The sequence below is a fragment of the Dokdonella fugitiva genome (assembly GCF_014138265.1).
In the GTDB taxonomy this organism is placed as follows: Bacteria; Pseudomonadota; Gammaproteobacteria; order Xanthomonadales; family Rhodanobacteraceae; genus Dokdonella_A; species Dokdonella_A fugitiva_A.
In genome coordinates this window covers 694,186-718,142 of sequence record NZ_JACGXL010000001.1, presented here as the reverse complement: position 1 = coordinate 718,142, position 23,957 = coordinate 694,186, and the positions used below count along the sequence as shown (strand labels likewise).

Here is a 23,957-nt window from a genome sequence, read left to right as displayed (position 1 = left end):
CCCGGCGCGCGCGGGCGGATCCATTCGCGCAGGTGGCTGCACATCCTGCACGGCTTGCGCTATTCTGCAATGTAATCGTTTTCACTCCGCGAATTCCAGCAGTCCGGACAAGGGCAGGTAAGGGGCGATGAGCCAGGCGTTCGAATTTCCGAAGGGCTTTCTCTGGGGCAGCGCGACCTCGGCCTACCAGATCGAAGGTTCGCCGCTCGCCGACGGCGCCGGGCAGAGCATCTGGCACCGCTTCGTGCGCACGCCGGGCATGGTCCGCGACGGCGACACCGGCGACATCGCCTGCGACCACTACCGTCGCTACAAGGACGACGTGCGGCTCATGCGCGACCTCGGCCTCAAGGCGTACCGCTTCAGCGTCGCCTGGGCACGTGTCCTGCCGGAGGGCAAGGGCCGCGTGAATCCGGGCGGGCTCGCCTTCTACGACCGCCTCGTCGACACCCTGCTCGAGAACGGCATCGAGCCGTTGCTCACGCTCTACCACTGGGACCTGCCGGCCGCGCTCGACGATCGCGGCGGCTGGCTCAATCCCGACATCGCGCACTGGTTCGCCGAGTACGCCTCGGTGATGTATCGCACGTTCGACGGCCGCGTGAAGAAGTGGGCGACGCTCAACGAACCGTGGGTCGTCACCGATGGCGGCTACCTGCACGGTGCGCTCGCGCCCGGCCATCGCAACCGCTTCGAGGCGCCGATCGCGACGCACCATCTGCTGCGCTCGCACGGCGCCGCGGTGCAGGCGTATCGCGCCGAAGGCAAGCACGAGATCGGCCTCGTCGTGAACCTCGAGCCGAAGTACGCGGCGAGCGAAAGCGCCGAGGATCTTGCCGCGGTGCACCGCGCCGATGCGTACATGAACCGGCAATACCTCGACCCCGTGTTCTTCGGCCGCTATCCCGATGAACTCAAGGAGGTCTTCGGCGAGGCGTGGCCGGATTGGCCGGCCGAGGACTTCGAACTCATCCGGCAGCCGCTCGACTACATCGGCTTCAACTACTACACGCGCAGCGTCACGCGCCACGACGAGCAGTCCTGGCCACTGAAGGCGTCGCCGGTGAGGCAGCACGCGACCTACACGGAGACGGGCTGGGAAGTGTTCCCGCAGGGCCTGACCGACACGCTCGTCTGGCTGCGCGACCGCTACGGCAACCCACCGGTCTACATCACCGAGAACGGCTCGGCGTTCTACGATCCGCCGGTCGCCGAAGGCGACACGCTGGACGATCCGCTGCGCGTCGACTACCTTCGCAAGCACCTGCGGGCGATCCATGCCGCGATCGGCATGGGCTGCGACGTGCGCGGCTACATGGCGTGGTCGCTGCTCGACAACCTCGAGTGGTCGCTCGGTTTCTCGAAGCGGTTCGGCATCGTGCACGTCGACTTCAGGACGCAGAAGCGCACGCCCAAACGGAGTGCGCGGCTGTATTCGAGGATCGTCGAAAGCAACGGCCGCGCCCTCGCCGAGTAGCCGCGCCGCGCAGGGACGTCAGGCCGCCGCGCCGCGGCGCGCGAGAAGGAGGCGACACTTGCACGACACGCTGCTGCTGTTCGGCGCCACCGGCGACCTCGCCGCGCGCCAGCTGTTCCCGTCGCTGCTGCATCTGTACGTCGACCGGCTGCTGCCCGACACGTTCCGCATCGTCGCCGTCGCGCGCCAGCCGATGTCGACCGAGGAATTCCGCGCCTGGCTCGGCGACAAGCTCGCGAAGGAACCGGCCGGCAACGAGGCGGTCGCCGCGCTGCTCGCGCGCACCGAGTACGTGCACGTCGACCTCGCCGACGCGGCGGCGATCGCGCCCGCGTTGGCGGCGATCCGCGGCCGCTGCGTGAGCTACCTCGCGACGCCGCCGTACCTGTTCGTGACGATTGCGCAGGGGCTCAAGGCGGCCGGGCTGCTCGACGCGCCGTCGCGGCTCGTGCTGGAGAAGCCGATCGGCAGCGACCTCGCCTCGGCGCGTGCGATCAACGCGGCGCTCGACGCCTGCCTGTCCGAGGACCGCATCTTCCGCATCGACCATTACCTCGGCAAGGCGGCGGTGCAGAACCTGCTCGCGCTGCGCTTCGGCAACACCTTGCTCGAAGCGGTCTGGCATCACCGCTGGATCGAATCGGTCGACATCCTCGTCGCCGAGACCGCCGGTGTCGACGGTCGCGAAAGCTACTACGCCGACTACGGCGCGTTGCGCGACATGGTGCAGAACCACGTGCTGCAGCTGCTCTGCCTGGTCGCGATGGAGCCGCCGGCGTCGCTCGACGCCGACGTACTGCGCGACGAGAAGGTCAAGGTGTTGCGCGCGCTGCGCCCGTTCCGCGCGGACAGCGTGGCGAATGATTCCGTGCGCGGACGCTACGACGCCGGTCTCGTCGACGGCGAGCCGGTGCGTGGTTTCTCGCTGCAGGCGGTGCAGGGGCGCGAGCCGGTCGAGACGTTCGTCGCGCTGCGCGCTTCGATCGACAATTGGCGCTGGGCCGGAGTGCCGTTCCGCCTGTGCACCGGCAAGCGCCTCGCGCAGCGCGTGACCCAGGTCGTGGTGAACTTCCGGCCGACTTCGCACTGGCTGTTCGAGAAGCCGCGCCGCGAGCGCGCGAGCCCGAACCGGCTCGTGCTGCGCCTGCAGCCGAACGAGAACATCGAACTCGAACTCATGAGCAGCCTCGCCGGTCCCGAATGGGGAGCGCTGCAGCTGCAGCCGCTGCCGCTCGACCTGTCGATGGAGCCGCCGCTGCGCCGACGCATCGCCTACGAGCGCCTGCTGCTCGACGCGCTCAACGGCAACTCGACCCTGTTCGTGCGCAGCGACGAAGTCGAAGCGGCGTGGACGTGGATCGACAGCATCGAATCGGCCTGGCGCGAAGCCGACGCGCCGATCCTGCCGTACATGGCCGGCAGCTGGGGACCGGGCGCGGCTGCGGACTTCCTGCGAAACTTGCCGACCGCCGCCGAGCGCGCCCGCGGCGCACGGGGTGCGTGATGGATGCGCCGGCCGGCGAGTGGGTGCTGCTCGCCGACGTCGGCGGCACCAACGTGCGCTTCGCGCTCGCCGACACCGGCTCGGCGATGCCGCTGCTCGCCGACAGCGTGCGGCGCCGGCGCGTCGCCGATTTCGCCGCCTTCGGCGACGCCGCGCGAGACTACCTCGCGACCCTGCCGCAACGGCCGCGACGCGGCGTGTTCGCGGTCGCCGGGCCGGTCACCGGCGACAGCGTGCAGATGACGAACCATCCGTGGGTGCTTTCGCGCGGTGCGCTGCTCGGCGAGCTCGCGCTCGACCAGTTGCGCATCGTCAACGACTTCGCCGCGATGAGTCATTGCGTGCCGCTGCTCGGTCCGACCGACATGCAACCGCTCGGCGCGCTGCATGCCGGGCCCGTCGACGCGCGGCGGCGCACGTACGCGATCGTCGGCCCGGGCACCGGCCTCGGCGTCGGCGGCCTCATCGTCGACGACGGACGCTACGTCGCGCTCGAAACCGAGGGCGGCCACGTCGGCTTCGCGCCCGGCGACGAGATCGAGCTCGACGTGCTGCGCCGCCTCATGCCGACCTTCGGTCGCGTCTCGGCCGAGCGCGTGCTGTGCGGTTCGGGGCTGGTGAACCTGCACGCGGCGCTGCATCCGCACGCGCCGCCGATCGCGACGCCGGAAGCGATCACCGCGGGCGCCGCGCACGATCCGGCCTGTCGCGCGACGATCGAGCGTTTCTGCGCGATGCTCGGTTCGATCGCCGGTGATTTCGCGCTCGCGTTCGGTGCCTGGGACGGCGTCTACATCGCCGGTGGGCTCACGCCGAAACTGCTCGACCGGCTGCAGGCGGGTGGATTCCGCCGCCGCTTCGAGGCGAAAGGGCGCTACGAACGCGTGCTCGCGCACGTGCCGACGATCGCCGTGCTGCACGAAGATGCGGGCCTGCTCGGTGCGGCTGCGCTCGCCGTGCTCGACGATGGCCGCATGCTGGCGCCCGCCGGAGGCCGCGCGTGAACGCGCCGTCGTACGCGTGGCATGCGAGCGCCGACGAGGCAGCCTGGGCGCACGACGCGGCCGCGGCGCTGCGCGGTGCACTCGAACATGCGCTCGCGCGTGCGCCGCGCGCGCTGATCCTGCTGTCCGGCGGCAGCACGCCTGCACCGGTCCACCATGCACTCGCGACGGCCGACCTCGACTGGTCGCGCGTCGTCGTCTCGCTCGTCGACGAACGCGACGTCGAACCTGGTGCCGACGGCAGCAATGCGCGCCTCGCCGAGGGCACGCTGTTGCGTGGCCGCGCCGCGGCCGCGGAATTCTGGCCGTTGCGTCCTGCGCACGCCGCGCTCGATGCCGCGGTCGCTGCCGCGAACGCGCGCTGGCACGCCGCGGCCGGCGCGCTCGCGCTCGCCGCGGTCGTGCTCGGCATGGGCGAGGACGCGCACACGGCGTCGCTGTTCCCGGGTTCGCGCGGCCTCGCGGCCGCGCTGGCGACACGCGAGCCGTACGTGGCGATCGACGCGAGCGGCTGCGCCGGGGCGGGGCGCTGGCCGCGACGCATCAGCCTCACGCCCGCGGGCTGGGCCGCCGCGCCGCTGCGCATGCTGCTGCTGCGCGGCGACGCCAAGCGCGCGGTGTTCGAGCGCGCGACCGGCGCCGATGCGTTGCACGCGCCCGTGCGCGCCGCGCTTGATGTACCGGGCGTGCCTCTCCATGTTCACTGGTGCGCCGCGTGAGGCGGCGCCGATCCGGAGTCCGATCATGTCCATGAATCCGCGCATCGAGGCCGTGACGCAGCGCATCCGCGAGCGCAGCGCCGGCACCCGCGCCGCGTACCTCGCGCTCGTCGAGGGGGCGCGCTCGCGCGGCCCGAATCGCAACCACCTGTCGTGCGGCAACCTCGCCCACGTCGCCGCCGCCTGCGGCGCGGCCGACAAGGCCGCGCTCATGGGGTCGGCGAAGCCGAACATCGGCGTCGTCACCGCCTACAACGACATGCTGTCGGCGCACCAGCCGTTCGAGGCGTATCCCGCGCTGATCCGCGAAGCCGCGCACGCGGCCGGCGCGACGGCGCAGGTCGCCGGCGGCGTGCCTGCAATGTGCGACGGCGTCACCCAGGGGCGCGTCGGCATGGAGCTGTCGCTGTTCAGTCGCGACGTGATCGCGCAGGCGACCGGCGTCGCGCTCTGCCACGACGCATTCGATGCCGCGCTGTGCCTCGGCGTATGCGACAAGATCGTGCCCGGCCTGCTCATCGGCGCGCTCGCGTTCGGCCACCTGCCGGTCGTGTTCGCGCCGGCCGGACCGATGCCGTCGGGGTTGCCGAACAAGGAAAAGGCCGAGGTGCGCGAGCGCTACGCCGCCGGCAAGGCGACGCGCGAGGAACTCCTCGCGGCCGAATCGGCGTCGTACCACGCGCCGGGTACCTGCACGTTCTACGGTACCGCGAACTCGAACCAGATCCTGCTCGAGGCGATGGGCCTGCAACCGCCGGGCACGTCGTTCGTGAACCCGGGAACGCCGTTGCGCGACGCGTTCACGCGCGCGGCGACGATGCGTGCCGCCGCGATCACCGCGCTCGGCGACGACTACCGGCCGATCGGACGGCTCGTCGACGAGCGCGCGCTCGTCAACGCGATCGTCGCGCTGCTCGCGACGGGCGGCTCGACCAACCACACGATCCATTTCGTCGCGGTCGCGCGCGCAGCGGGACTGCACGTGACCTGGGAAGACTTCGACGACCTCGCGGCGGCCGTGCCGCTGCTCGCGCGCATCTACCCGAACGGCGACGCCGACGTGAACCGCTTCCACGCTGCCGGCGGCACTGCATTCGTGTTCCGCGAGTTGCTCGACGCCGGGCTCCTGCACGACGTCGAGACGATCGTGCCGGGCGGCCTGCGCGCGTACACGCGCGAGGCGCGCTTCGACGCAGGCGCCGTGCACTACGTCGACGCTGCCATGGCGAGCGGCGACGATGCGGTCGTGCGCCCGGCGAATGCGCCGTTCGAGGCGACCGGCGGGCTGCGCCTGCTGCAGGGCAACCTCGGCCGCGCGCTCGTCAAGGTCTCCGCGGTCAAGCCGCAGCACCGGCGTGTCGAGGCGCCTGCGGTCGTCGTCGACGATCCGGACCGCCTGCGCGCGTTGCACAAGCAGGGCAGCCTACCGCGCGATTTCGTCGCGGTCGTGCGTTACCAGGGGCCGCGCGCGAACGGCATGCCGGAGATGCACAGCCTGATGCCGCTGCTCGGCATGCTGCAGAACCAGGGGCGGCACGTCGCGCTCGTCACCGACGGGCGACTGTCGGGCGCATCGGGCAAGGTGCCGTCGGCGATCCACGTGACACCGGAAGCCGACCGTGGCGGCGGCATCGCCTGCGTGCGTGACGGCGATGTCGTGCTGCTCGACTGCGAAGGCGGCGTGCTCGAAGCGCGCGTCGACGAAGCAGCGTGGAACGCCCGTCGCCCGGCGCCAGACAGCGCGCCGGCCGGCCACGACATCGGCCGGGCGCTGTTCGCGTTGAGCCGCGCCAACGTCGGTCCGGCCGACGAGGGAGCGCTGTCGATCTCCTGCGGCCCGCCGCTACCGCCGTCGCGCGCGGGCGAGCGGCGCACCGAAACCGAATACGACATCGGCCGGGTCGCCGCGCACGCGCCGTTCGAAGCGAAGGATGCCTGACATGCCCACGGCGAGCCTGCAAAGCACGCAACACGCTGCGATCGAACTGCTGCGCGCGACGCGCATCCTGCCGGTCGTCACCGTCACCTCCGCGGAACAGGGCGTCGCCGTAGCGCGCGCTTTGCAATCGGGCGGACTCAAGGCGATCGAAATCACCTTGCGCACGCCGGCCGCGATCGACGCGATCGCCGCGGTGAAGCGCGATGTCGCCGGCATCGCCGTCGGCGCCGGCACCGTGCTCACGCCGCAGCAGATCGACGCCGCGCGCGCTGCCGGAGCAGAGTTCCTCGTCACGCCGGGCACGCCGCCGGCGATGGCCGAGGCGCTGACCACCTGCGGCCTGCCGGCCGTGCCCGGTGCGGCGACGCCGACCGAACTGCTGGCCCTGCACGCGCGCGGGTTTCGTGTGTGCAAGCTGTTCCCCGCCAGTGCGGTCGGCGGCCTGCCGCTCGTGCGTGCGCTTCAGGCGCCGCTCGCGGACGTGCTGTTGTGCCCGACCGGCGGCATCGGCGAAGGCGACGCCGCGCAGTACCTCGCGGAACGCAACGTCGTCTGCGTCGGCGGCTCGTGGATGGTGCGCGCGGACTGGATCGCGGACGGCCGCTACGATCTCGTGAGCGAAGCTACGGCGCGTTCGCTCGCGGCGATCGCGCGCACGCTCGGCTGACGCCGTCAGCGCGGACGGCGCGTTTCGATCACGAGTTCGGCCGGTAGCGATCGGATGCGCAGTTCGCCGTGGTCGGCGCGTACCGCCTTGCCATCGAGGCGCATGCGCAGCGGGTCGATTCCCGCCAGCGGGAACACGAGGCCGCCCGGCGGCAGCCGCAAGTCGCCGCGTTCGACGCGCAGCCGCGTGCGCGTGCCGTCGCGGAGCAGCGAGTACGACAGGCGTCCGTACGGCGTGTGCAAGCCGTCGATCGCGACGCCGTCGCCGTCGAGCCACGCCTCCGGAACGCCGGCGGCGAGCACGAGCGCGTCGTCGCCGTAGCGCTCGTAGGCGAACAGGTCGAGCACCGAGCGGATGAAGTCGGACGCGACCCAACCGTGCGGCATGTCGCCGACGAAGCGCGATTCGCGCGCATCGCGGCCGACGACTTCGGCCCACTGGTTCCACTCCGGCGGGCGGCGGCCCTGCATGAAGAACGCGATCGCCTGCTGCGCGCGCTCGCGCCAACCGAGGCGCACGAAACTGCCGACCGTGCGCCACTCGTACGGCGTGTAGTCCTTCCAGGCGTCGCCGTCGCGACGACGCTCGAACTCGCGCCAGTAGCGTTCGAACGTATTGCGCAGGAGATCCTGCGGCAGCGCGTCCTGCTCGCCGGCGGGCGCGAGCGCGATCGTCGTCGACGTCGCGTCGAAGTCGCCGAGTTCGGCGCAGCCGGGCAGGTAGTCGATCGCGTGCGCAGCGACCGCCCGGGCGATCGACGCGTGCAGGTCGGCGCGGAACGCGTCGCGCTCCCTGGCGATACGCGCCGCGTCGGCGTCGCGCTCGAGTGCGGCGGCGAGGCCGACGGCGACCTTGTAGCCTGCGAGCGCCCAGTAGTCGTCCCAGTACGAATGCATCGGCTTGGCCGAGTAGCCTTCGTGGCTGATCGACGCCGGCATCAAGCCGTAGTTCGCCGCGCGTTCCGGCGCACGGTTCGCCTCGCTGCGCTCGCTCGCGCGCAACGCGTCCATGTACTTCACCGCCGCATCGACGTGCGGCCACATCGCCTCGACGACGCGGCGGTCGCCGGTGTAGCGCCACACCTCGGCGACGAGGTGCACGAGTTCGCCGTGGCTGTCGTTTTCGGGTACGGGATCGGATCCGCGCGCATCGACGCAGCACGGTACCTTGCCGCTGCGGAACTGGTACGGCGCGTACCAGTCGAGGTAGGCGCGCGCCGCGTCGTCGCGGCCGAGGCGCAGCAGCGCATCGGCCATCATCGCGCCGTCGCGGATCCACGAGCGTGCGTACGAGCGCGTGCCCGGCCGCAGCGCGGCGCCATCGCGACTGACGAGGATGTGCGCGAGCGCGGTGCGCAGGGTGTCGGCGAGCGGCTGCGCCGTCGCGGGCACGCGCAGGCCGACGCGGTCGAGCACGTCGTGCCAGTACGCGGCGACGCGCGCGCGCAAGGCGGCGAGCGCCTCGTCGTTGCCGATGCCCTCGAGCGGGGGCGTGCCGCGTCCGTCGAGCGGTACCGCGAGCACGATCGTGCGGCTCGCGCCGGCTGCGAGTTCGAGACGGTAGAGCAGGGCGCCCGATGCGAGTCCGCTCGCGTCGTCGACGGCTTCGGCGAGCGGCGCGGAGGGTCGCGTCGGTGCGGCGAGGCGTTCGGCGATCATGCCCGAATCGAAGGCGCTCGCGACGAAACGCTCGGGTGCGTCGCGCGGGTAGACCCGCGCACGCCCGTCGACGACGACCGCGCGCCCGGCGTAGGCGAGCGAACGGATCGGGCTCACGCCGCCGGGCGTGTTGAGGAACTGCACCGACGGATTGACCTGGAACGGTTGCAGCGCGAGCGCGAGGGTCAGCGCCCGCGGCTGCGCGCCGGGGTTGCGTACGGTATAGGTCGCGAGCAGGCGCGAGTCGCCGGGCTCGCCTGCGACGAACACCGCGGTGTCGAGCTCGATGCCCGGCATCTGCCAGCGCACGTTCGGCATCGGCAGGTAGCGATCCTGCAGCGCGTGCATGATGCGGGCATCGGCCCATGTCGCCAGGTGCCCCTGCTCGTCGAGCAGGAACGGTTCGATCGAGAAGCCGCCACGCGCGACTTCGAGCGCGCCGTCTTCCGACAGCAGCCCGGTTTCATGGCCGCCGTCGGTGCCGAGCACGGTCCAGTAGGTCTGCTCGCCGAGGATGCCGCGCGGATACAGGCCGCGGCGTGCGCGTTGCGCCAGCGCGCCGAAGAATGCGTTCGTCGATGCACCGAACGAGAGCGGTTCGACCTCGATCGTGGCGAGGCCGTAACCCGTCCCCGGGCCGTCGTGCATCGCGATGCGCACGTAGCGTGCTTCGGATTCGGGCAGCGCGAGCGGGTCGATGCCGCCGTCGCCGGCTTCGACGTGTCGCACGTTGCGCCAGCGACGCCCGTCGTCGGACAGCGCGACATCGTAGCGCGTCGCGGGCGCGTCGCCGGTCCAGTGCAGGACTAGGCCGCCGAATTCGCGCCGCGTGCCGAGGTCGAGCGTGAACGACGGCTCGCGGTCGCGTTGCTCGCTGCGCCACGCACTGTTCGGATCCTCGTCGAGGGCGAGCGACGGCATTGCGCGATCCCGCGAGGACGATGCGCTCGCGAGCGGCACCGGCCACGTGTCCGGAACGGCCGCGAGCGCCTCGAACGCGGGCCGGTCGAAGCAGGCTTCACCCTTGCCGCCAGTGCCTGCGTAGACCGTGAACTCGACGAACTCGCTGTGGCGCAACGTCTTGTCGGCGGTCGGCCCCCAGGCGAAGTCGATCTGGCGCTTCTTGTAGCGCAGCGCTTGCGGCTCGCGCGTGAACGCGAAGTCGGGACGATTGACCCACCAGACGTTGTCGCCGCCAGCGTCGACGAGCTTGAACTGCAATGCGTTGCCCGGCGCATTGCCTCGCACGTGGAACGAGAACGCGTAGTTCGCGGGGTAATCGATCGGCAGGCGGCGGCGCATCGAAGCGAAACCGGAAACGCCGTGGAAGTCGAACGCGAGGCAGAGCGCGTCGCCGTCGCGGCGCAGCGACGCATCGACCTGGTCCGAGCCCGACGCCGCCCACGCAGCCGGATCGGTGAATGCCTGCGCGAACGGCAGCGAGCCGGTGCTCGCTGCGGCTGTCGCCGCTGCGGTCCCGAGCACGGCGGCGAGGAGCGTGGCGGTACGCCTCATCCCTTGACGCTGCCGAGCAGCAGCCCCTCGATGTAGTGGCGCTGCAGCACGAAGAACAGCGCGAGTACGGGCACGAGCGTGACGACCGAGCCCGCCATCATGAGTTCGTTGTCCTGCACGTGCTCGCGCGACAATCCGGCGAGCGCGACCGGCGCGGTCTGCCAGGCCTGGTCGCTGAGCACGATCAGCGGCCACATGAAGTCGTTCCAACTGGCGAGGAAGGTGAAGATCGCGAGCGTGACGACGATCGGCTTGAGCAGCGGCAGCACGATTGCCGCGAAGATGCGCAACTCGCCGGCGCCGTCGATGCGCGCCGCCTCGATCAGATCGTCGGGAATCGAGCGCGCGTATTGCCGCACGAGGTAGATGCCGAACACGCTCGCGAGCGCAGGCACGACGACGCCGCCGTAGCTGTTGACGAGGCCGAGCCACTTCATGAGCAGGAACAGCGGGATCATGCCGACCTGCGCCGGGATCAGCAGGGCGCCGAGCAGCGACTGGAACACGCGTTCGCGACCGGCGAAGCGCAGCTTCGCGAACGCGTAGCCCGCGGCGAGGTTGAGGGCGAGCGAGAACAGGGTCGTGAACGTCGCGACGATCGCGCTGTTGAAAAGATAGCGCCCCATGCCCGCGCGCTCGAACAGTTCGTGGTAGTTCGCGAGCGTCGGCTTCGAAGGCAGCAGCGGTGGCGGATACGTGCTCGCCTCGCCGTGCTGCATGAACGACACCGAGAGCATCCACAGCAGCGGGAACAGCGCGACCACCGCGAGGCCGACGAGCGCGCCGTTGACGGCGAACACCTGCCAGCGCCGGTTCACGCGTAGCCTCCGCGCTTGCCGAAGCGCACGAGCACTCGCGTGACGACGAGGATCAGTGCGAACAGCAGGAAGGCGATCGCGGTCGCGCGACCGAGGCTCCACCATTTGAAGCCTTCCTCGTACATGTAGTAGAGCACGCTGACCGTGCTCTGCAGCGGATCGCCGCGCGTCATCACGTAGGGTTCGGCGAACAGCTGGAAATACCCTGCAACCGTGATGATCGTGACGAGCAGCAGCGCCGGCCGCAGCAGCGGCAACGTGATGTGGCGGAACTGCTGCAGCGCGTTCGCACCGTCGATGCGTGCCGCCTCGCGCAGTTCGGCCGGCACCGTCTGCAGCGCGGCGAGCAGGATCACCATGTTGTAGCCGAAGTTCTTCCACACCGCGAACAGGATGATCGCCGGCATCGACCAGTGCGGGTCGCCGAGCCAGTCGATCGGCGCGATGCCGATTTTCGCGAGCAGGTAGTTGACGAGGCCGTAGCGCGTATGCAGGAGGTAGCGCCAGATCACCGCGACCGCGACGACGGTGGTGACGACGGGCGCGAACAACGCGGTGCGGAACACGCCCTTCCAACGCGCGAGGCGCGAGTCGAGCAGTAACGCGGCGCCGAGCGAGGCCGCGATCGACAGCGGCACGCCGACGCCGACGAAGTAGAACGTGTTGGCGAGCGATTTCCAGAACAGCGGCGCGCGCAGCACGTCGAAGTAGTTGCCGAGGCCGACGAAGCGCAGGTTGTGCAGGTCGGCGAGCGCGTAGAGGTCGAAGTCGGTGAGGCTCAGCACGAACGCGGCGAGCACCGGGACGAAGAAGAACAGCCCGATCACGAGCAGGGCGGGCGCGGTGAACAGCCAGGCGGCGCGGCGTTCGTTCATGGCGCCGCCTTGCGCCGCTCGAGCATCCAGCGCCGCTTGCCGAGGATCGCGTCGACGCGCGCGTCGAGGTCGCCGAGGCTGCGGTCGATCGGCTGGCCGCCGCGCACGGTGCGTTCGGCCGCGTAGCGCACTTCCTGCGCGATGCGTTCCCATTCGGGGATCTTCGGCGCGGCGACCGTGCGCTCGAGCTGGTCGTGGAACGCCTTCGCGTACGGATCGCTCGCGAGCGCGGTGCCTTGCCACGCGCTGCGCCGCGGCGGCAGGTCGCCGCACAGGTCGTGCAGGCGTTGCTGTTGCTCGGGCTGCGACAGGAATTCGATGAGCTGCCAGACCTCTTCCTTGTGACGCGAGGCGCGGAACATCACGAGGCTGCTGCCGCCACCGATCGCGGCGCCGGGACCGTCGGGCCCGGGCAGCGGTGCGGTCGCCCAGTCGCCTTGGACGCGCGCGGGCAGGCGACGCTTGAATTCCCCGACGTTCCACGGCCCGGTGACGTAGAACGCGTAGAAGCCGTTGGCGAACTCGTCCCAGACGTTCGAGATCTGCGTCTCGCTCATCGGCGGCGCCCAGCCGTTGCGGTACATGTCGACGTAGAAGGTGAACGCGCGGCGGAAGCCCGCGCTTTCGAAGTTGCCGCGCGTGGCGTCGTCGCGCAGCAGGGGATCGGCTTGCTGCACGCCGAGGTTGACGAGGAGCTCGAACTCGTTGAGCGGCAGCAGGATGGAATAGTCACCCGGTTTCGCGTGTTGCTTCACCGCGGCGAGCTGGCGCGACCACTCGGCCCAGTCGCGCGGTGGCGCGTCGAAGCCGGCTGCGGCGAGCAGGTCGGTACGGTAGAACACGAGGCGCGTGTCGATGTACCACGGCACGCCGTAGAGGGTGCCGTCCATCACGTTCGTGTCCCAGATGCCCTCGAAGTAGTCGTCGCTGCGGATCACCGGCGACGCGTCGACGCGCGCCTGCAGAGGTTCGAGCGCGCCGAGCGTGGCGAGTTCGGGCAGCCAGGTATTGCCGAGCTGGCCGATGTCGGGCAGCGCGTCGCCGGCGAACGCGGTCAGCAGCTTCTCGTGCGCGGCGGTCAACGGCAGTGCCTGCACCTCGACGTGCACGTTCGGATGCAGGCGCTCGAACTCGGCGAGCAGCGCAGGCACGACTTCGGCCTCGCGGCCGATCGCCCAGAAGCTCAAGGTCACGCGCGCGTCGTGCGCTGCGCCGCACGCGCCGAGCCCGAGCGGCAGGACGAGCGCAGCGAGGCGGACGAGGACGTTCATTTAGAGGCGGCGGCCCTGGTGCGCGGCGCCTCCTGCGAAAGCCAGCCGCCGCTGAAGCCGGCACGTTCGAGGCCGCGCCGGACGTGCGGGTTCTTGCGCATCACGTTCCAGACGAAGCCGCTGCGGTAGTTCTCGATCATCGCGACGATCGGGCCCTGGTCGATGCCGATGTACAGATTGTCCACCCAGCCGACACCCGGCAGCACGCGGCCCGTGCGCAGCGGCCGGTCGGTGTAGTCGAAGCTCGGGTTGAACGCGTCGACGAAGCCGTAGCGCGTATAGAGCGCGCCGTCGTAGCGTTCGCGCATCGCGCGGATCGCGGGGATGACGATCTCGGGCGCGAACGCGATCGAGGACGTCGCCGCGGTCGGCGCGATCGTGCCGTCGTCGATCGTGCCGAACAGGCCGGCGCCGCGCGCGATGTACCCGTAGAACGTCTTCGGGTCGTTCGCGTAGCGGTCGATCTCGCCGATGCGGATGTCCTTGCGCGGGCCGTTGCACGCGGTCAGGCCCCAGATGTCCTTGCCGTAGTCCTTCCACTGCAGCGGGTTGTGGATCGCGTACTCGCGCTGCGCGAGCGTCGCGCGCTTGCTGTTCTCGAAATAGTCGATGCCGCGCCCGCGCATGTACTCGTCCTGGATGCCGCGGAAGTCGATCCAGACGTGACTGTACTGGTGTCCGAACAGCGGCGCGAAGCCGAGGTGCTGCTGGCCCTGGAACGTGCCCCAGGTGTGGTCGTAGGTGGACGTCCATTCGTTCCACGCGATGGGGTCGATCGCATGCGTCGGCGAGCCGAGCGCAAGCACGTAGAGCAGCATCGCCTCGTTGTAGCCGTGCCAGTCGGCGTGGATGAAACCCGCTTCGGGCGTCCAGCCCATCGCGACCGCGGGCGCGCGCGGCGAGGCCCAGTTCCAGTCGACGCGTGCGTAGATCGCCTCGGCGAGGCGGCGGATCTCGCGCTCGTCGCGCGTGTCGCGGTCGTAGTAGGACTGCGCGAACAGCACGCCCCCGAGCAGCAACGTGGTGTCGATCGTCGACAGCTCGACCCACTTGGCCGAGTGGTAACGGCGCCCGCTCTGCATGTCGAGGAAGTGGTAGTAGAAGCCGTTGTAGCCGGTCGCGTCCGCCTGTTCACCTTGCGGCGCGTCGTGGAAGAAACGCAAGGTCGCGAGCGTGCGTTTGACCGCTTCGCCGCGCTTCATCCAGCCCCGCTCGACGCCGATGCCGTAGGCGGTGAGGCCGTAGCCGATCGATGCGATCGACGAGAAGTAGTCGCCGCTGTGGTCGTCGGGCCAGTGGTCGGGGATCTGGCCGTTCGCGGTGTTGGCGCTGTCCTTGAAGAACGCGAACGTGCGCTGTTCGATTTCGTCGAGCAGTGCGCGATCTTGTTTCGTCTGCGCGGACCAGGCGGCGCCCTTCTCGAGCGCGTGGCCGGACGGGATGGAGAGGGCGAGCAGCAGGACCGCCGCGCAGATGGCGCGTCCGAGGCGAAGGATGGGATTCATGGTCTTCCAGGGGCGGGCATTGGCCTGAGGCGAGTCACCGTCGCTCAGGGCGGCGGGGCCTTGCAATAGCGATCGATGAAGTCCTCGTGCCGGGGCATCGCGCCGACGCAGTTGTCGACGACCTGGCGCGCGGCGCCGACGAGCTTGCGTATCTCGTCGAGTGGCACGGTGTCGACGATCGGATGATGACCCTTCGGGAGAATGCGCTGGCCGAGCAGCACCTGCACCCAGCTCGTGATCGCGAACATCTCTTCCCCTTCGCGGAAGAAGCGGCCGCTGTCGCGGAACAGGCGGATGTTCTCGGCGAGGGCTTCGGGGATGCTCATCGTGCGGCAGTAGTCCCAGAACGGCGTGTCGTTCCGCTCGGTCGCGTGGTAGTGCAGGATCAGGAAGTCGCGGATGCGCTCGAACTCGAAGCCGGCCTGCGCGTTGAAGCGGTCGATCACGGCCGGGCTGAAATCGCGGTCGGGGAACAGGTTCATGAGGCGCGCGATCGCCGACTGGATCCAGTAGATGCTGGTCGACTCGAGCGGTTCGAGGAAGCCGCTCGACAGTCCGATCGCGACGACGTTCCGGTTCCAGAACTTCTTGCGCCGGCCGGTGACGAACTTCAGCACGCGCGGCTCGTTCATCGGCCTGCCGGCGAGGTTCTGCAGCAACGTCGCGGTCGCTTCGTCGTCACTGACGTAGCGGCTGCAATAGACGTGGCCGTCACCGGTGCGATGCTGCAGCGGGATGCACCACTGCCAACCGGCCTGGTGCGCGATCGCGCGCGTGTAGGGCGTGGACGGCTTCACCTTCTCGCCGGACACCGCGATCGCACGATCGCACGGCAACCAATGCGACCAGTCCTCGTAGCCGGTGTGCAGCGCCTGCTCGATGAGCAGGCCGCGGAAGCCGGAACAGTCGACGAACAATTCGCCGTGGACCTTTTCGCCGCTTTCGAGCACGACCGCGTCGACGAAGCCGTCGGGTTCGCGCAGCAGCGTCTGGACGATCTTGCCCTCGGTGCGCACGACGCCGCGTGCCTCGGCGTACTTGCGCAGGTAGAGCGCGTAAAGGCCGGCATCGAAGTGATACGCGTAGGCGATGTTCGCCAGCGGCGAGGTCGGCGGCATGTCGCTCGCCGACGCCATGAACTTGCCGCGCACCGACGCGAGCGTGTTGAGCGAGTACTCGCCGATCTCCGCCGCCTCGCCGGCGAGGAACAGCTTGAGCCAGTACTGGTGGAACGGTAGCAGGCCGTAGTCGTGGCCGATCGTGCCGAAGCCGTGCACGTAGGAATCGCCGACGCGCGCCCAGTTCTCGAACTGGATGCCGAGCTTGAACGTGCCCTGCGTGCGCTTGACGAAGTCGACCTCGTCGAACTCGAGCACGTTGTTGAAGCGCTTCAGGTGCGGCACGGTCGCTTCGCCTACGCCGACGGTGCGTATCTCCTCCGATTCGATGACGCGGATCGACACGGAGCGCCCGAGGATCTTCGAGCACGCGGCCGCGGTCATCCAGCCCGCGGTACCGCCGCCGACGATGACGATGCTGCGGATGCTGCGGTCGGTCATGGGTCCTGGTCCGGTGCTGCGCCGGGGCACGCGGCCCCGGCGCCATGCTGCGGCGACGATCGCCGCGATCGGTCGCCTCGCGTCAGAAGCGGAATCCGGCGGTGACCTTCATCGTGCGGGGCACCCCGGTGATGTTGCCGGTCGGGTTGTAGATCGCGACGGTGTTGCCGAAATAGCCGTTCGAACCCACGATCACGTCGTTGTAGTTCTTGAAGTTGAACACGTTGAGGAAGTCGATGCGGATGTACGCAGACAAGCCCGCCGACAGGTCGAAGTTCTTGGTCGCCTGCAGGTCGAGCGTGCGATAGCCGAGGAAATGGCCACCGAAGCCGAGGTCCTGTCCGCCCGGTATCGACGCGACCGGCCCACAATGCGCACCCGACGGGAAGAACTGGTCCGGATCCTCGAAGCAGCCGATGTCGTTGTGCGGGATCGGCGTCGCCAGCGTGATCTTGCCGGAGAACAGGAAACCCCACGGTCCGTCGATCGAGCCGGTCGCGACCAGGCGGTGCTTGGCCGCCGCGTTCGAGGTGATGAACGGGTAGTCGCCGATCGTCTCGCCATCGAACGCGTAGTGCTCGTTGATGTCGCGATTCTGCTTCGCGTCGGTGTAGGTGTAAGCGATCGACGCACTCCAGCCCGATTCCTTCGTGTACGGCTTTTCCGCCGACAGCAGCACTTGCGTCGTTTTCGTCTCGACGCCATTGTTGCCGATGATCAGCGCGCCGAAGCCAGGGACGCCGTTGCCCCACGGCTGGCCGCCGTTCATCCAGAACGCGCCGTTCGGATAGCGGTTGCCGAGCGTGAACACGAAGCCGTTCTTGCTCAGGATGCGCGACACCGCGGCGCTCGTGTTCCAGTCGCCGACGGCGTTGCGCATGCCGAGGCTGAACTGGTCGGAGTAGGGCACCTTGAGGTTGTTGTTGATCATGTCGACTTCCTGGCCGACATTGCTCGCCGAGACCAGCGCCTGCAGGTTCCCGAGACCGTTGAGGTAGTTGGGGTCCCAGTCGAAGCACGGGTTGTTGCCGCGATGGCATTCGCCCGTGATCGGATCGCGGAAGTAGACGGTGAATTGCGGCAGCGCGGACTTGGTCTGCTCCAGCTGCAGGTAGTCGTACAGGTCGCGGTCGTAGGCGCGACCGGCGCCGCCGAAGATCACGTGCTGCTCGTCCGCGCCGAGGTCGTAGGAGAAGCCGAGGCGCGGCTGCCACTCACCCTTGTAGGCACTGCGGTTGTGGCCGTTGCTGATGTAGTCGTTGATGTCGACGCCGCCCAGGCGCAGCGCGTCGGCGTAGGTCTGGCCGGCCGGCGCATTCGGGTCGGGGTTCGGGCTGTTCAGCGCGGCGATCACGTTCGCCGGCGTCACGTGGTCGAGGTAGGACGAATTGTCCTCGTAGTCCCAACGCACACCGAGGTTCAAGGTCAGGTGCTCGTTGACCTCCCAGTCGTCCTGGATGTACGCGCCGAACTGCTTGTCGGTCGACTTCGCGACAGGATCGAGGCCGGGCACGGGGCTCGTGAAGAACGCCTTGTACGGCGTGTCGGCGGTCCCGTTCTCGTCGACGCTGTAAGTGAACTGCGGATTGACGTCGGCGGCGTCCTGCGCCGTGAGGTCGACCTTCTTGTACTTCGCGCCGAGCTTGACCGTGTGGTTGCCCATCCAGCTGAGATCGCTGAAGGTCAGGTTGTCCTGGATGCTAGGACCCTTCTGGCCCTTGTTCTGCGTCGCGAGCGGCGAGGCGGCGCTGACGTTGACGATGGTCGGGTCGTCGCTCGCGCGCTCGAACGAATAGGAATAACCGTTGCCCATGTTCAGCGGCGTCGGCGCGTTGTAGGTCTTCTCCCACGTCGCGAGCAGTTCGTTGTACCAGCTGTCGGCGCTGTGCTGCCAGCGTGCGTCGATGCGCGTGTCGTTGTTCTTGACCAGCACGCTCGCCGAACGTGCCTGCGAGGTGCCTATGTTGTCGGCCTGATCCTCCTTGCGCACCTTGCTGCTGATCTCGAAGCGGTCGCGATCGGAGAATTCCCAGTCGATCTTGCCGAAGTACAGGTCTTCGCTGAAGGGCAGGTCGGCCGGGCCGAACTGCGACGCGACATCGGCCGGCAGCAGGTTCGCGACGCCGCCGGGGACCTCGACGCCGGGCACGACCGTGATCGGCGTGTCGAAGCGCTTCGCCTCGTAGGTGAAGAAGAAGTGCATGGCGTCCTGGATGATCGGCCCGCCGAGCGCGATGCCGTATTCCTTCTCCATCGACGGCGTCTTCTTGTGCGCGTTGTCTTCGGCCGGCGTGCTCGAGCGCCAGTCCTGATCGGTATAGGTGTGGAACACCTCGCCGTGGAATTCGTTCGTGCCGGACTTGGTCTCGGCGGTGACCGCCGCGCTCGAGATCTGATCGTATTCGGCCTTGTAGTTCGACGTGATGACCTTGTATTCGCCGATCGCGAGCTGCGGGAACGGATTGCCCTGCGAATTGAACTGGCCGGCGACGCCGCCTTCCTTCACGTAGTTCTTCTGGCCGACGCCGTCGATGAACACGTTCGTGTTGTTCGCGCTCTGGCCGCCGCCGGTGAGCTTGGTGTGGCCGCTCGGATCGGTGCTGAACACCATGCCCGGCACGGTGTCGGCGAACTCGAGGAAGTTGCGTGTGATCTGCGGCACCGTCTGGATCTGGTGCAGCGAGACCGTGTTGCCGACTTCCGACGTTTTCACTTCGGTGAGTACCTGCGCGGTCACCGTGACGCCTTCGAGGGTCGTCGTCGCCGTGCTCGCGGGCGCTGCGGCAAGATCGAGCGTCGCGGTCGAGGCGACGGTCAGCGTGACGGTGCGCTCGGTGCCGGAGCCGGCGTCGACTTGGTACGTGCCGGGCGGCAGGCCGACCAGCGAATAGGCGCCTTCGGCGTTCGCCTTCGTGCGGCGCAGTGCGCCGGTCGCGACGTTCTTCGCAGTGATCTCGCTGTTCGCCGGCGCCTTGCCGCGAAGGTTGGCGTCGGCCGTCTGTGCCCAGGCGATCGCGGGCAGGCCGCTCGCGGCGACGACGGCGCTCGCGATCATCGTCGCGAGCAGATTCTTCTTCAGCATCGGTGTTGGCATGACTCTCTCCCCGGCACGCTAACGGCCAATCGAATGGTTGGATTCAGGCGTCGCCGCTGGAAGCGCGCACGACGATTTCACACGGCAGTATTTCGGTCCGCGCCGGCAACGAACCCGGCGACTCCAGTTCGGCGATGAGGCGATTGAACGCAGCGCGACCGAGGTCGGCGATGCGCACGCGCACGGTCGTGAGCTGCGGCGTGACGTAGCGCGCGATCGGCACGTCGTCGAAACCGGCCAGAGCGACGTCGTCGGGAACGCGCACTCCGCTTTCGACGAGAGCGATCAGGCAGCCGACCGCCATCATGTCGTTGGCCGCGAACACGGCGTCCGGACGCTGCGCGAGCGCGACGATGCGCTTGCCGGCCGCGTAGCCCGATTCCTCCGAGAAATCGCCGTCGAGCAGCAGCGCGTCGCGTGCGAGCGAAGCTTCGCCGAGTGCGTCGAGCCAGCCGCGACGGCGTTCGTCGGCGTCGAGGTTGCCGGCCGGCCCGCCGATCATCGCGATGCGCCGATGGCCGCGGCCGAGCAGGTGGCGCGTCATCGCGACGGCGCCGCCGTGGTTGTCGAGATTGAGGGTCGGGAAGCGCGAGTGATCCTGCGGCGCGTTCATGAGCACCGCCGGCAAGGCTTCCGGCAGGCTCTCGTGCAGGAACGACGCGTCGACGTGCGGCGACATGACGAGCAAGCCGTCGACGCGCCCCTGCATCGCGCGGATCGCCGCGGTCGCCTCGTCGACGTCGCCATGCGAACTCGACACGAGCAGGTGCAGTCCCTGCGCGCGCGCGGCGACGTCGATGCCGCGGATGAGTTCGGAGAAGAACTCGCCGTGCAGGTCCGGCAGCACCGCGCCGATCGTCTGCGTGCGCTTGGTGATGAGGCTGCGCGCGGCGTCGTTCGGTCGATAACGCAGCTTCGTCGCGACGTCGAGGATGCGGTGCCGCGTCTCGTCGGTGACGTTGTCGCGACCGTTGAGTGCACGCGACACCGATGCGACGGACACGCCCGCAGCTTTGGCAACATCCTTGATGGTTACGGCCATGTGCGCATCATGTGATGTAAACGTTTACATGATGCGGGCACTTAACGGAATTGTCATGCTGCGTCACAGCAGCCTCGAAAGTCGCCGGGTGCCGGTCAGCTGCCGTGTCTCGCATGTAAACGTTTTCACGGCTACTCTTCGGTCGTCCCTGTAGACATCGGAGCGCCGATGAGACCGCATGGAAGTCGCTCGTGGTTTCCTGCCTGCTGTCGTGCGGTCATCGGTACCGTCATCCTGCTGGCTGCTTCGGCAGCGACCGGTCGCGAATCCGATCTCCCGCGGCGCCAGCAATGGCGCGCGAGCAGTTCCTCCGAGCAGACCGCGGCAGTCGCTCCGGACAAGGCGATCGACGGTGATCCGAAGACCTATTGGGGCGGTGCGTTCTCGCCGGGACACTGGTTCCAGGTCGATCTCGGCCGCACCGCCGAACTCGGCGGCGTGCTCATCCGCTGGGACTCGGGTTTCGCGCACGCCTATTCGATCCAGCTGTCGCTCGACGGCACGGCGTGGACGACCGCATTCGAAACGGACGATGCCCGTGGCGGCGTCGACGACGTGTTCTTCCCGGCCGCGCGCGCCCGCTACGTGCGGTTGTGCAGCCCCGCGCGCACGGCCGACTGGGGCGTGTCGGTGCTCGAGTTCGAACCGTTGTCCGCTCGCGAGGCGCCGCACATCACCGGCGTCGAGGGCCGCGCTGATCCCGCTGCGTTGTGGCGCGGCGCCGCGCCGCGCACGCTGGCGCCGCGCGGTTCGGTGCGCGAACTCGTCGTCGAGCTGCCGCGTGCATTGCCGCTCGCGGGACTCGAGGTGACGTGGCAGCGCGCGCCGCGCGAGGCGAGGCTCGATGCACGCGACGCCGATGGCCGTTGGTCGCCGCTCGCGGAGGATCCCGGTGCGCCGATCGACGGCTCGTACCTTGCCGCCGCGCAGGTGCGTACGGCGAGCGCGTTGCGCCTGCGTGCGGGCGCCGGCGACGGCGAGGCGGTGGCGATCCGTCGCCTGCGCCTGCTCGGTCCCGATCGGACGATGACGCCGATGAAGCGTTACGAGATCGCCGCGTCGCGCGCGCATGCGGCGCTGTTCCCCGCGACGTTGCGTGCGCGGCAGGTGTACTGGACCGTCGTCGGCGTGCCGGCCGGCGTGCAGAAGAGCGTGTTCGACGAATACGGCGATCTCGAGGCGTACAAGGGCGCGCCGCTCGTGCAACCGCTCTGGCGCGACGCGCAGGGTGCGGTGGCCGCCTACGACGCGGCACTCGAGCATCGCCTGCGCGACGGTTGGAAGCCGATGCCGGACGTGCAGTGGCACCCGCGCCGCGGGCTGACGTTGCGCAGCGATGCGTTCGCGATCGAGCAGGACGGTCATCCGGTCACGCTCGTGCGCCACCGCATCGCCAACGATGGCGATGCGGTCGTCGACGGCGACCTCGTGCTGCTCGTGCGGCCGATGCAGGTGAGCCCGCCGTGGCAGAACGGCGGTCCGTCGCCGATCCGCGAGATCGCGATCGAGCCCGCGGGCACCGGCTCGTCCGTGCGCGTGAACGGCCGCGTGCTGCTGCGGTCGATCGACAGGCCGGACGCGCAGGGCGTGGCTGCGTTCGGCCCACGCGGCGAAGGCGAGATCACGCGCGACGTCGTCGCGCGAACGGTGCCGAATGCATCGCGTGTGCAGGATCCCGATGGACTCGGCGCCGGCCTGCTCTCGTACCGCGTGCACGTCGCGCCGGGCGAGCGCCGCGATGTCGTGCTCGCGTTCCCGCTCGGCCACGAGCGCTTCGACACGAGCGCGGCGCGGCTTCCCGACGCACCGCCGTTCGACGATTCGGCGTTCGCGAAGGATCCGGCGCATGCGTTCGACGACGCCGCGACGCGCGTGTCGGCACAGTGGCAGGAACGCCTCGGCGGCATCCGCGTGCAACTGCCCGATCGATCGCTCGTCGACATGCTGCGCGCGCAGGCGGCATACATGCTGCTCAACCAGACCGGCCCGGCGATGCAGCCCGGGCCGCGCAACTACAACCGTTCGTTCATCCGAGATGGTTCGGCCACCGCCGCGGTGCTGCTGCGCATGGGCATGGCGTCGAGCGCGCGCGACTACTTGCGCTGGTACGCGCGCCATGCGGTGCACGAGGACGGACTCGTCTCGCCGATCCTGAACGACGATGGGTCGGTCAACCGCGGCTTCGGATCCGACCTCGAGTACGACAGCCAGGGCGAGTTCGTGTGGCTGGTCGCCGAGATCGCGCGCCTCGACGGCGGCGCCGCGACCGTACGCGATTATCGACCGCAGGTGCGCTCCGCGCTCGAATTCCTGCAGCGCCTGCGCGAGCGCACGCTCGTGCCCGGCTACATGGCCGGCCACGACGCACCCGAACGCTTCCGCGGCATCATCGCGCCGTCGATCAGCCATGAAGGCTATTCCACCCCGACGCACAGCTACTGGGACGACTACTGGGCGTTGAAGGGCTGGCACAACGGCGCCTGGCTCGCGCAGGCGTGGGGCGACGAGGCGACGGCGACGTGGGCGCGCGCGCAATACGCGGCGCTGCGCGAATCCGTCGCGGCGTCGATCCGCGCGACGATGCGGTGGAAAGGGGCCGACGTCATCCCGGCCTCGGCAGATCTCGGCGACGGCGATCCGGCCGGCGTGTCGATCGGGCTCGATCCGGCTGGACAGCAGGACCTGCTGCCCGCCGACGCGCTGCAGCGGACCTTCGCGCGCTACCTCGACGACGTGCGCAAGCGCGGCGCCCCCGATGCGTTGTACGCCTACACGCCGTACGAGATGCGCAACGTACTCAGCTATGTCCATCTCGGTCGGCCGCGCGAGGCGGAGGAACTGCTCTCGCGCCTGCTGCGCGACCGGCGGCCGCCGGAATGGCATGTGCTCGCGGAAGTCGTCTATTCCGACCCGCGCCACGCGATCTATCTCGGCGACATGCCGCACACCTGGATCGGTTCGGAGTATGCGCGCGCGTTGTTCGGCATGCTGTTCCACGAAGGCGATGGTGTGCTCGACGTGCTGCCGGGGACGCCGCCGTCGTGGCTCGACGGCGACGGCCTCGCGCTCGGCGACGTGCCGACGGCGTACGGCCGGCTCGGCCTGCGTGCACGCCGCGACGGGTCTCGCCTCAGCGTATCGATCGATCCCGGCCTGCGTCGCGACACGGCGCTCCACGTCGCCTGGCCCTCGCGTGAGCGCCCGTCGCGCGTGCGCGTCGACGGCGAGGAAGAGACCGGCTACGACGCGGCCGGCATCCACCTCGACCGCCCATTCCGCGAACTCGTCGCGGAATGGGACGGATGATCGC

General features: G+C 69.3%; 15 protein-coding genes. 7 read left to right on the top strand and 8 right to left on the bottom strand.

All coding sequences use genetic code 11. The features are described 5' to 3' along the window. Nucleotides 1-127: 127 nt before the first annotated feature. Genes FHW12_RS21140 through eda form a run of 6 tightly spaced genes read left to right on the top strand, consistent with a single transcriptional unit; the run spans nt 128 to nt 7,310 of the window. Nucleotides 128-1,477: a GH1 family beta-glucosidase gene (locus tag FHW12_RS21140; RefSeq protein ID WP_259392808.1), complete on the top strand. Its 1,350-nt coding sequence runs from the start codon at nt 128-130 to the stop codon at nt 1,475-1,477. Continuing rightward, nucleotides 1,422-2,981, top strand: coding sequence for a glucose-6-phosphate dehydrogenase (zwf, locus tag FHW12_RS03345; RefSeq protein WP_310735123.1), 1,560 nt, complete (start codon nt 1,422-1,424; stop codon nt 2,979-2,981). The genes FHW12_RS21140 and zwf overlap by 56 nt, the downstream gene beginning before the upstream one ends. Beyond that, complete coding sequence (glk, locus tag FHW12_RS03340) at nt 2,981-3,985, top strand: glucokinase (RefSeq protein WP_182529564.1); 1,005 nt, start codon at nt 2,981-2,983, stop codon at nt 3,983-3,985. Before zwf ends, glk begins: the two co-directional genes overlap by 1 nt. Next, on the top strand, nt 3,982-4,704 hold the full coding sequence (locus FHW12_RS03335; RefSeq protein ID WP_182529563.1) for a 6-phosphogluconolactonase: 723 nt from the start codon (nt 3,982-3,984) through the stop codon (nt 4,702-4,704). The genes glk and FHW12_RS03335 overlap by 4 nt, the downstream gene beginning before the upstream one ends. Before the next feature lie 25 nt (nt 4,705-4,729). Continuing rightward, a complete protein-coding gene (edd, locus tag FHW12_RS03330; RefSeq protein ID WP_182529562.1) occupies nt 4,730-6,643 on the top strand; it encodes a phosphogluconate dehydratase in 1,914 nt (637 codons plus the stop codon). Nucleotide 6,644: 1 nt separating this feature from the next. Continuing rightward, nucleotides 6,645-7,310 carry a bifunctional 4-hydroxy-2-oxoglutarate aldolase/2-dehydro-3-deoxy-phosphogluconate aldolase gene (gene eda / locus FHW12_RS03325; protein WP_182529561.1) on the top strand — a complete coding sequence of 222 codons (666 nt, stop codon included), beginning with the start codon at nt 6,645-6,647 and terminating at the stop codon, nt 7,308-7,310. A 5-nt stretch (nt 7,311-7,315) separates the two neighbouring features. Here eda and FHW12_RS03320 read toward each other — a convergent pair whose 3' ends face one another. From FHW12_RS03320 to FHW12_RS03285, 8 genes are all read right to left on the bottom strand, one after another. Further along, nucleotides 7,316-10,483 (bottom strand): discoidin domain-containing protein, encoded by a 3,168-nt coding sequence (locus FHW12_RS03320; protein WP_182529560.1) that lies wholly within the window; start codon nt 10,481-10,483, stop codon nt 7,316-7,318. Further along, nucleotides 10,480-11,301, bottom strand: a complete 822-nt coding sequence (locus FHW12_RS03315) for a carbohydrate ABC transporter permease (protein ID WP_310735122.1) — start codon at nt 11,299-11,301, stop codon at nt 10,480-10,482. The genes FHW12_RS03320 and FHW12_RS03315 overlap by 4 nt, the downstream gene beginning before the upstream one ends. Continuing rightward, nucleotides 11,298-12,176: a carbohydrate ABC transporter permease gene (locus FHW12_RS03310; protein WP_182529558.1), complete on the bottom strand. Its 879-nt coding sequence runs from the start codon at nt 12,174-12,176 to the stop codon at nt 11,298-11,300. Before FHW12_RS03310 ends, FHW12_RS03315 begins: the two co-directional genes overlap by 4 nt. Further along, entirely contained in the window at nt 12,173-13,447 is a 1,275-nt protein-coding gene (locus FHW12_RS03305; RefSeq protein WP_182529557.1) for a sugar ABC transporter substrate-binding protein, read from the bottom strand. Before FHW12_RS03305 ends, FHW12_RS03310 begins: the two co-directional genes overlap by 4 nt. After that, nucleotides 13,444-14,952: a glucoamylase family protein gene (locus FHW12_RS03300; RefSeq protein WP_182529556.1), complete on the bottom strand. Its 1,509-nt coding sequence runs from the start codon at nt 14,950-14,952 to the stop codon at nt 13,444-13,446. Before FHW12_RS03300 ends, FHW12_RS03305 begins: the two co-directional genes overlap by 4 nt. A 44-nt stretch (nt 14,953-14,996) precedes the next feature. Next, the gene (locus FHW12_RS03295) at nt 14,997-16,511 is read right to left on the bottom strand and encodes a tryptophan halogenase family protein (RefSeq protein WP_182529555.1); all 1,515 of its coding nucleotides are present in this window, start codon (nt 16,509-16,511) and stop codon (nt 14,997-14,999) included. Nucleotides 16,512-16,593: 82 nt separating this feature from the next. Then, nucleotides 16,594-19,605 (bottom strand): TonB-dependent receptor, encoded by a 3,012-nt coding sequence (locus tag FHW12_RS03290; RefSeq protein WP_182529554.1) that lies wholly within the window; start codon nt 19,603-19,605, stop codon nt 16,594-16,596. A gap of 43 nt (nt 19,606-19,648) precedes the next feature. Continuing rightward, nucleotides 19,649-20,647, bottom strand: a complete 999-nt coding sequence (locus tag FHW12_RS03285; RefSeq protein WP_182529553.1) for a LacI family DNA-binding transcriptional regulator — start codon at nt 20,645-20,647, stop codon at nt 19,649-19,651. Nucleotides 20,648-20,815: 168 nt separating this feature from the next. On the opposite strand from FHW12_RS03285, the gene FHW12_RS03280 reads away from it, so the two are divergent. Beyond that, nucleotides 20,816-23,953, top strand: coding sequence for a discoidin domain-containing protein (locus FHW12_RS03280; RefSeq protein ID WP_182529552.1), 3,138 nt, complete (start codon nt 20,816-20,818; stop codon nt 23,951-23,953). Nucleotides 23,954-23,957 lie beyond the last annotated feature (4 nt).

Bases quoted from the DNA above. Each gene is read 5' to 3' on its own strand.
- FHW12_RS21140 (WP_259392808.1), top strand. From the start codon at position 128: ATGAGCCAGGCGTTCGAATTTCCGAAGGGCTTTCTCTGGGGCAGCGCG.
- glk (WP_182529564.1), top strand. From the start codon at position 2,981: ATGGATGCGCCGGCCGGCGAGTGGGTGCTGCTCGCCGACGTCGGCGGC.
- edd (WP_182529562.1), top strand. From the start codon at position 4,730: ATGTCCATGAATCCGCGCATCGAGGCCGTGACGCAGCGCATCCGCGAG.
- eda (WP_182529561.1), top strand. From the start codon at position 6,645: ATGCCCACGGCGAGCCTGCAAAGCACGCAACACGCTGCGATCGAACTG.
- FHW12_RS03320 (WP_182529560.1), bottom strand. From the start codon at position 10,483: ATGAGGCGTACCGCCACGCTCCTCGCCGCCGTGCTCGGGACCGCAGCG.
- FHW12_RS03310 (WP_182529558.1), bottom strand. From the start codon at position 12,176: ATGAACGAACGCCGCGCCGCCTGGCTGTTCACCGCGCCCGCCCTGCTC.
- FHW12_RS03305 (WP_182529557.1), bottom strand. From the start codon at position 13,447: ATGAACGTCCTCGTCCGCCTCGCTGCGCTCGTCCTGCCGCTCGGGCTC.
- FHW12_RS03300 (WP_182529556.1), bottom strand. From the start codon at position 14,952: ATGAATCCCATCCTTCGCCTCGGACGCGCCATCTGCGCGGCGGTCCTG.
- FHW12_RS03295 (WP_182529555.1), bottom strand. From the start codon at position 16,511: ATGACCGACCGCAGCATCCGCAGCATCGTCATCGTCGGCGGCGGTACC.
- FHW12_RS03290 (WP_182529554.1), bottom strand. From the start codon at position 19,605: ATGCCAACACCGATGCTGAAGAAGAATCTGCTCGCGACGATGATCGCG.
- FHW12_RS03285 (WP_182529553.1), bottom strand. From the start codon at position 20,647: ATGGCCGTAACCATCAAGGATGTTGCCAAAGCTGCGGGCGTGTCCGTC.
- FHW12_RS03280 (WP_182529552.1), top strand. From the start codon at position 20,816: ATGAGACCGCATGGAAGTCGCTCGTGGTTTCCTGCCTGCTGTCGTGCG.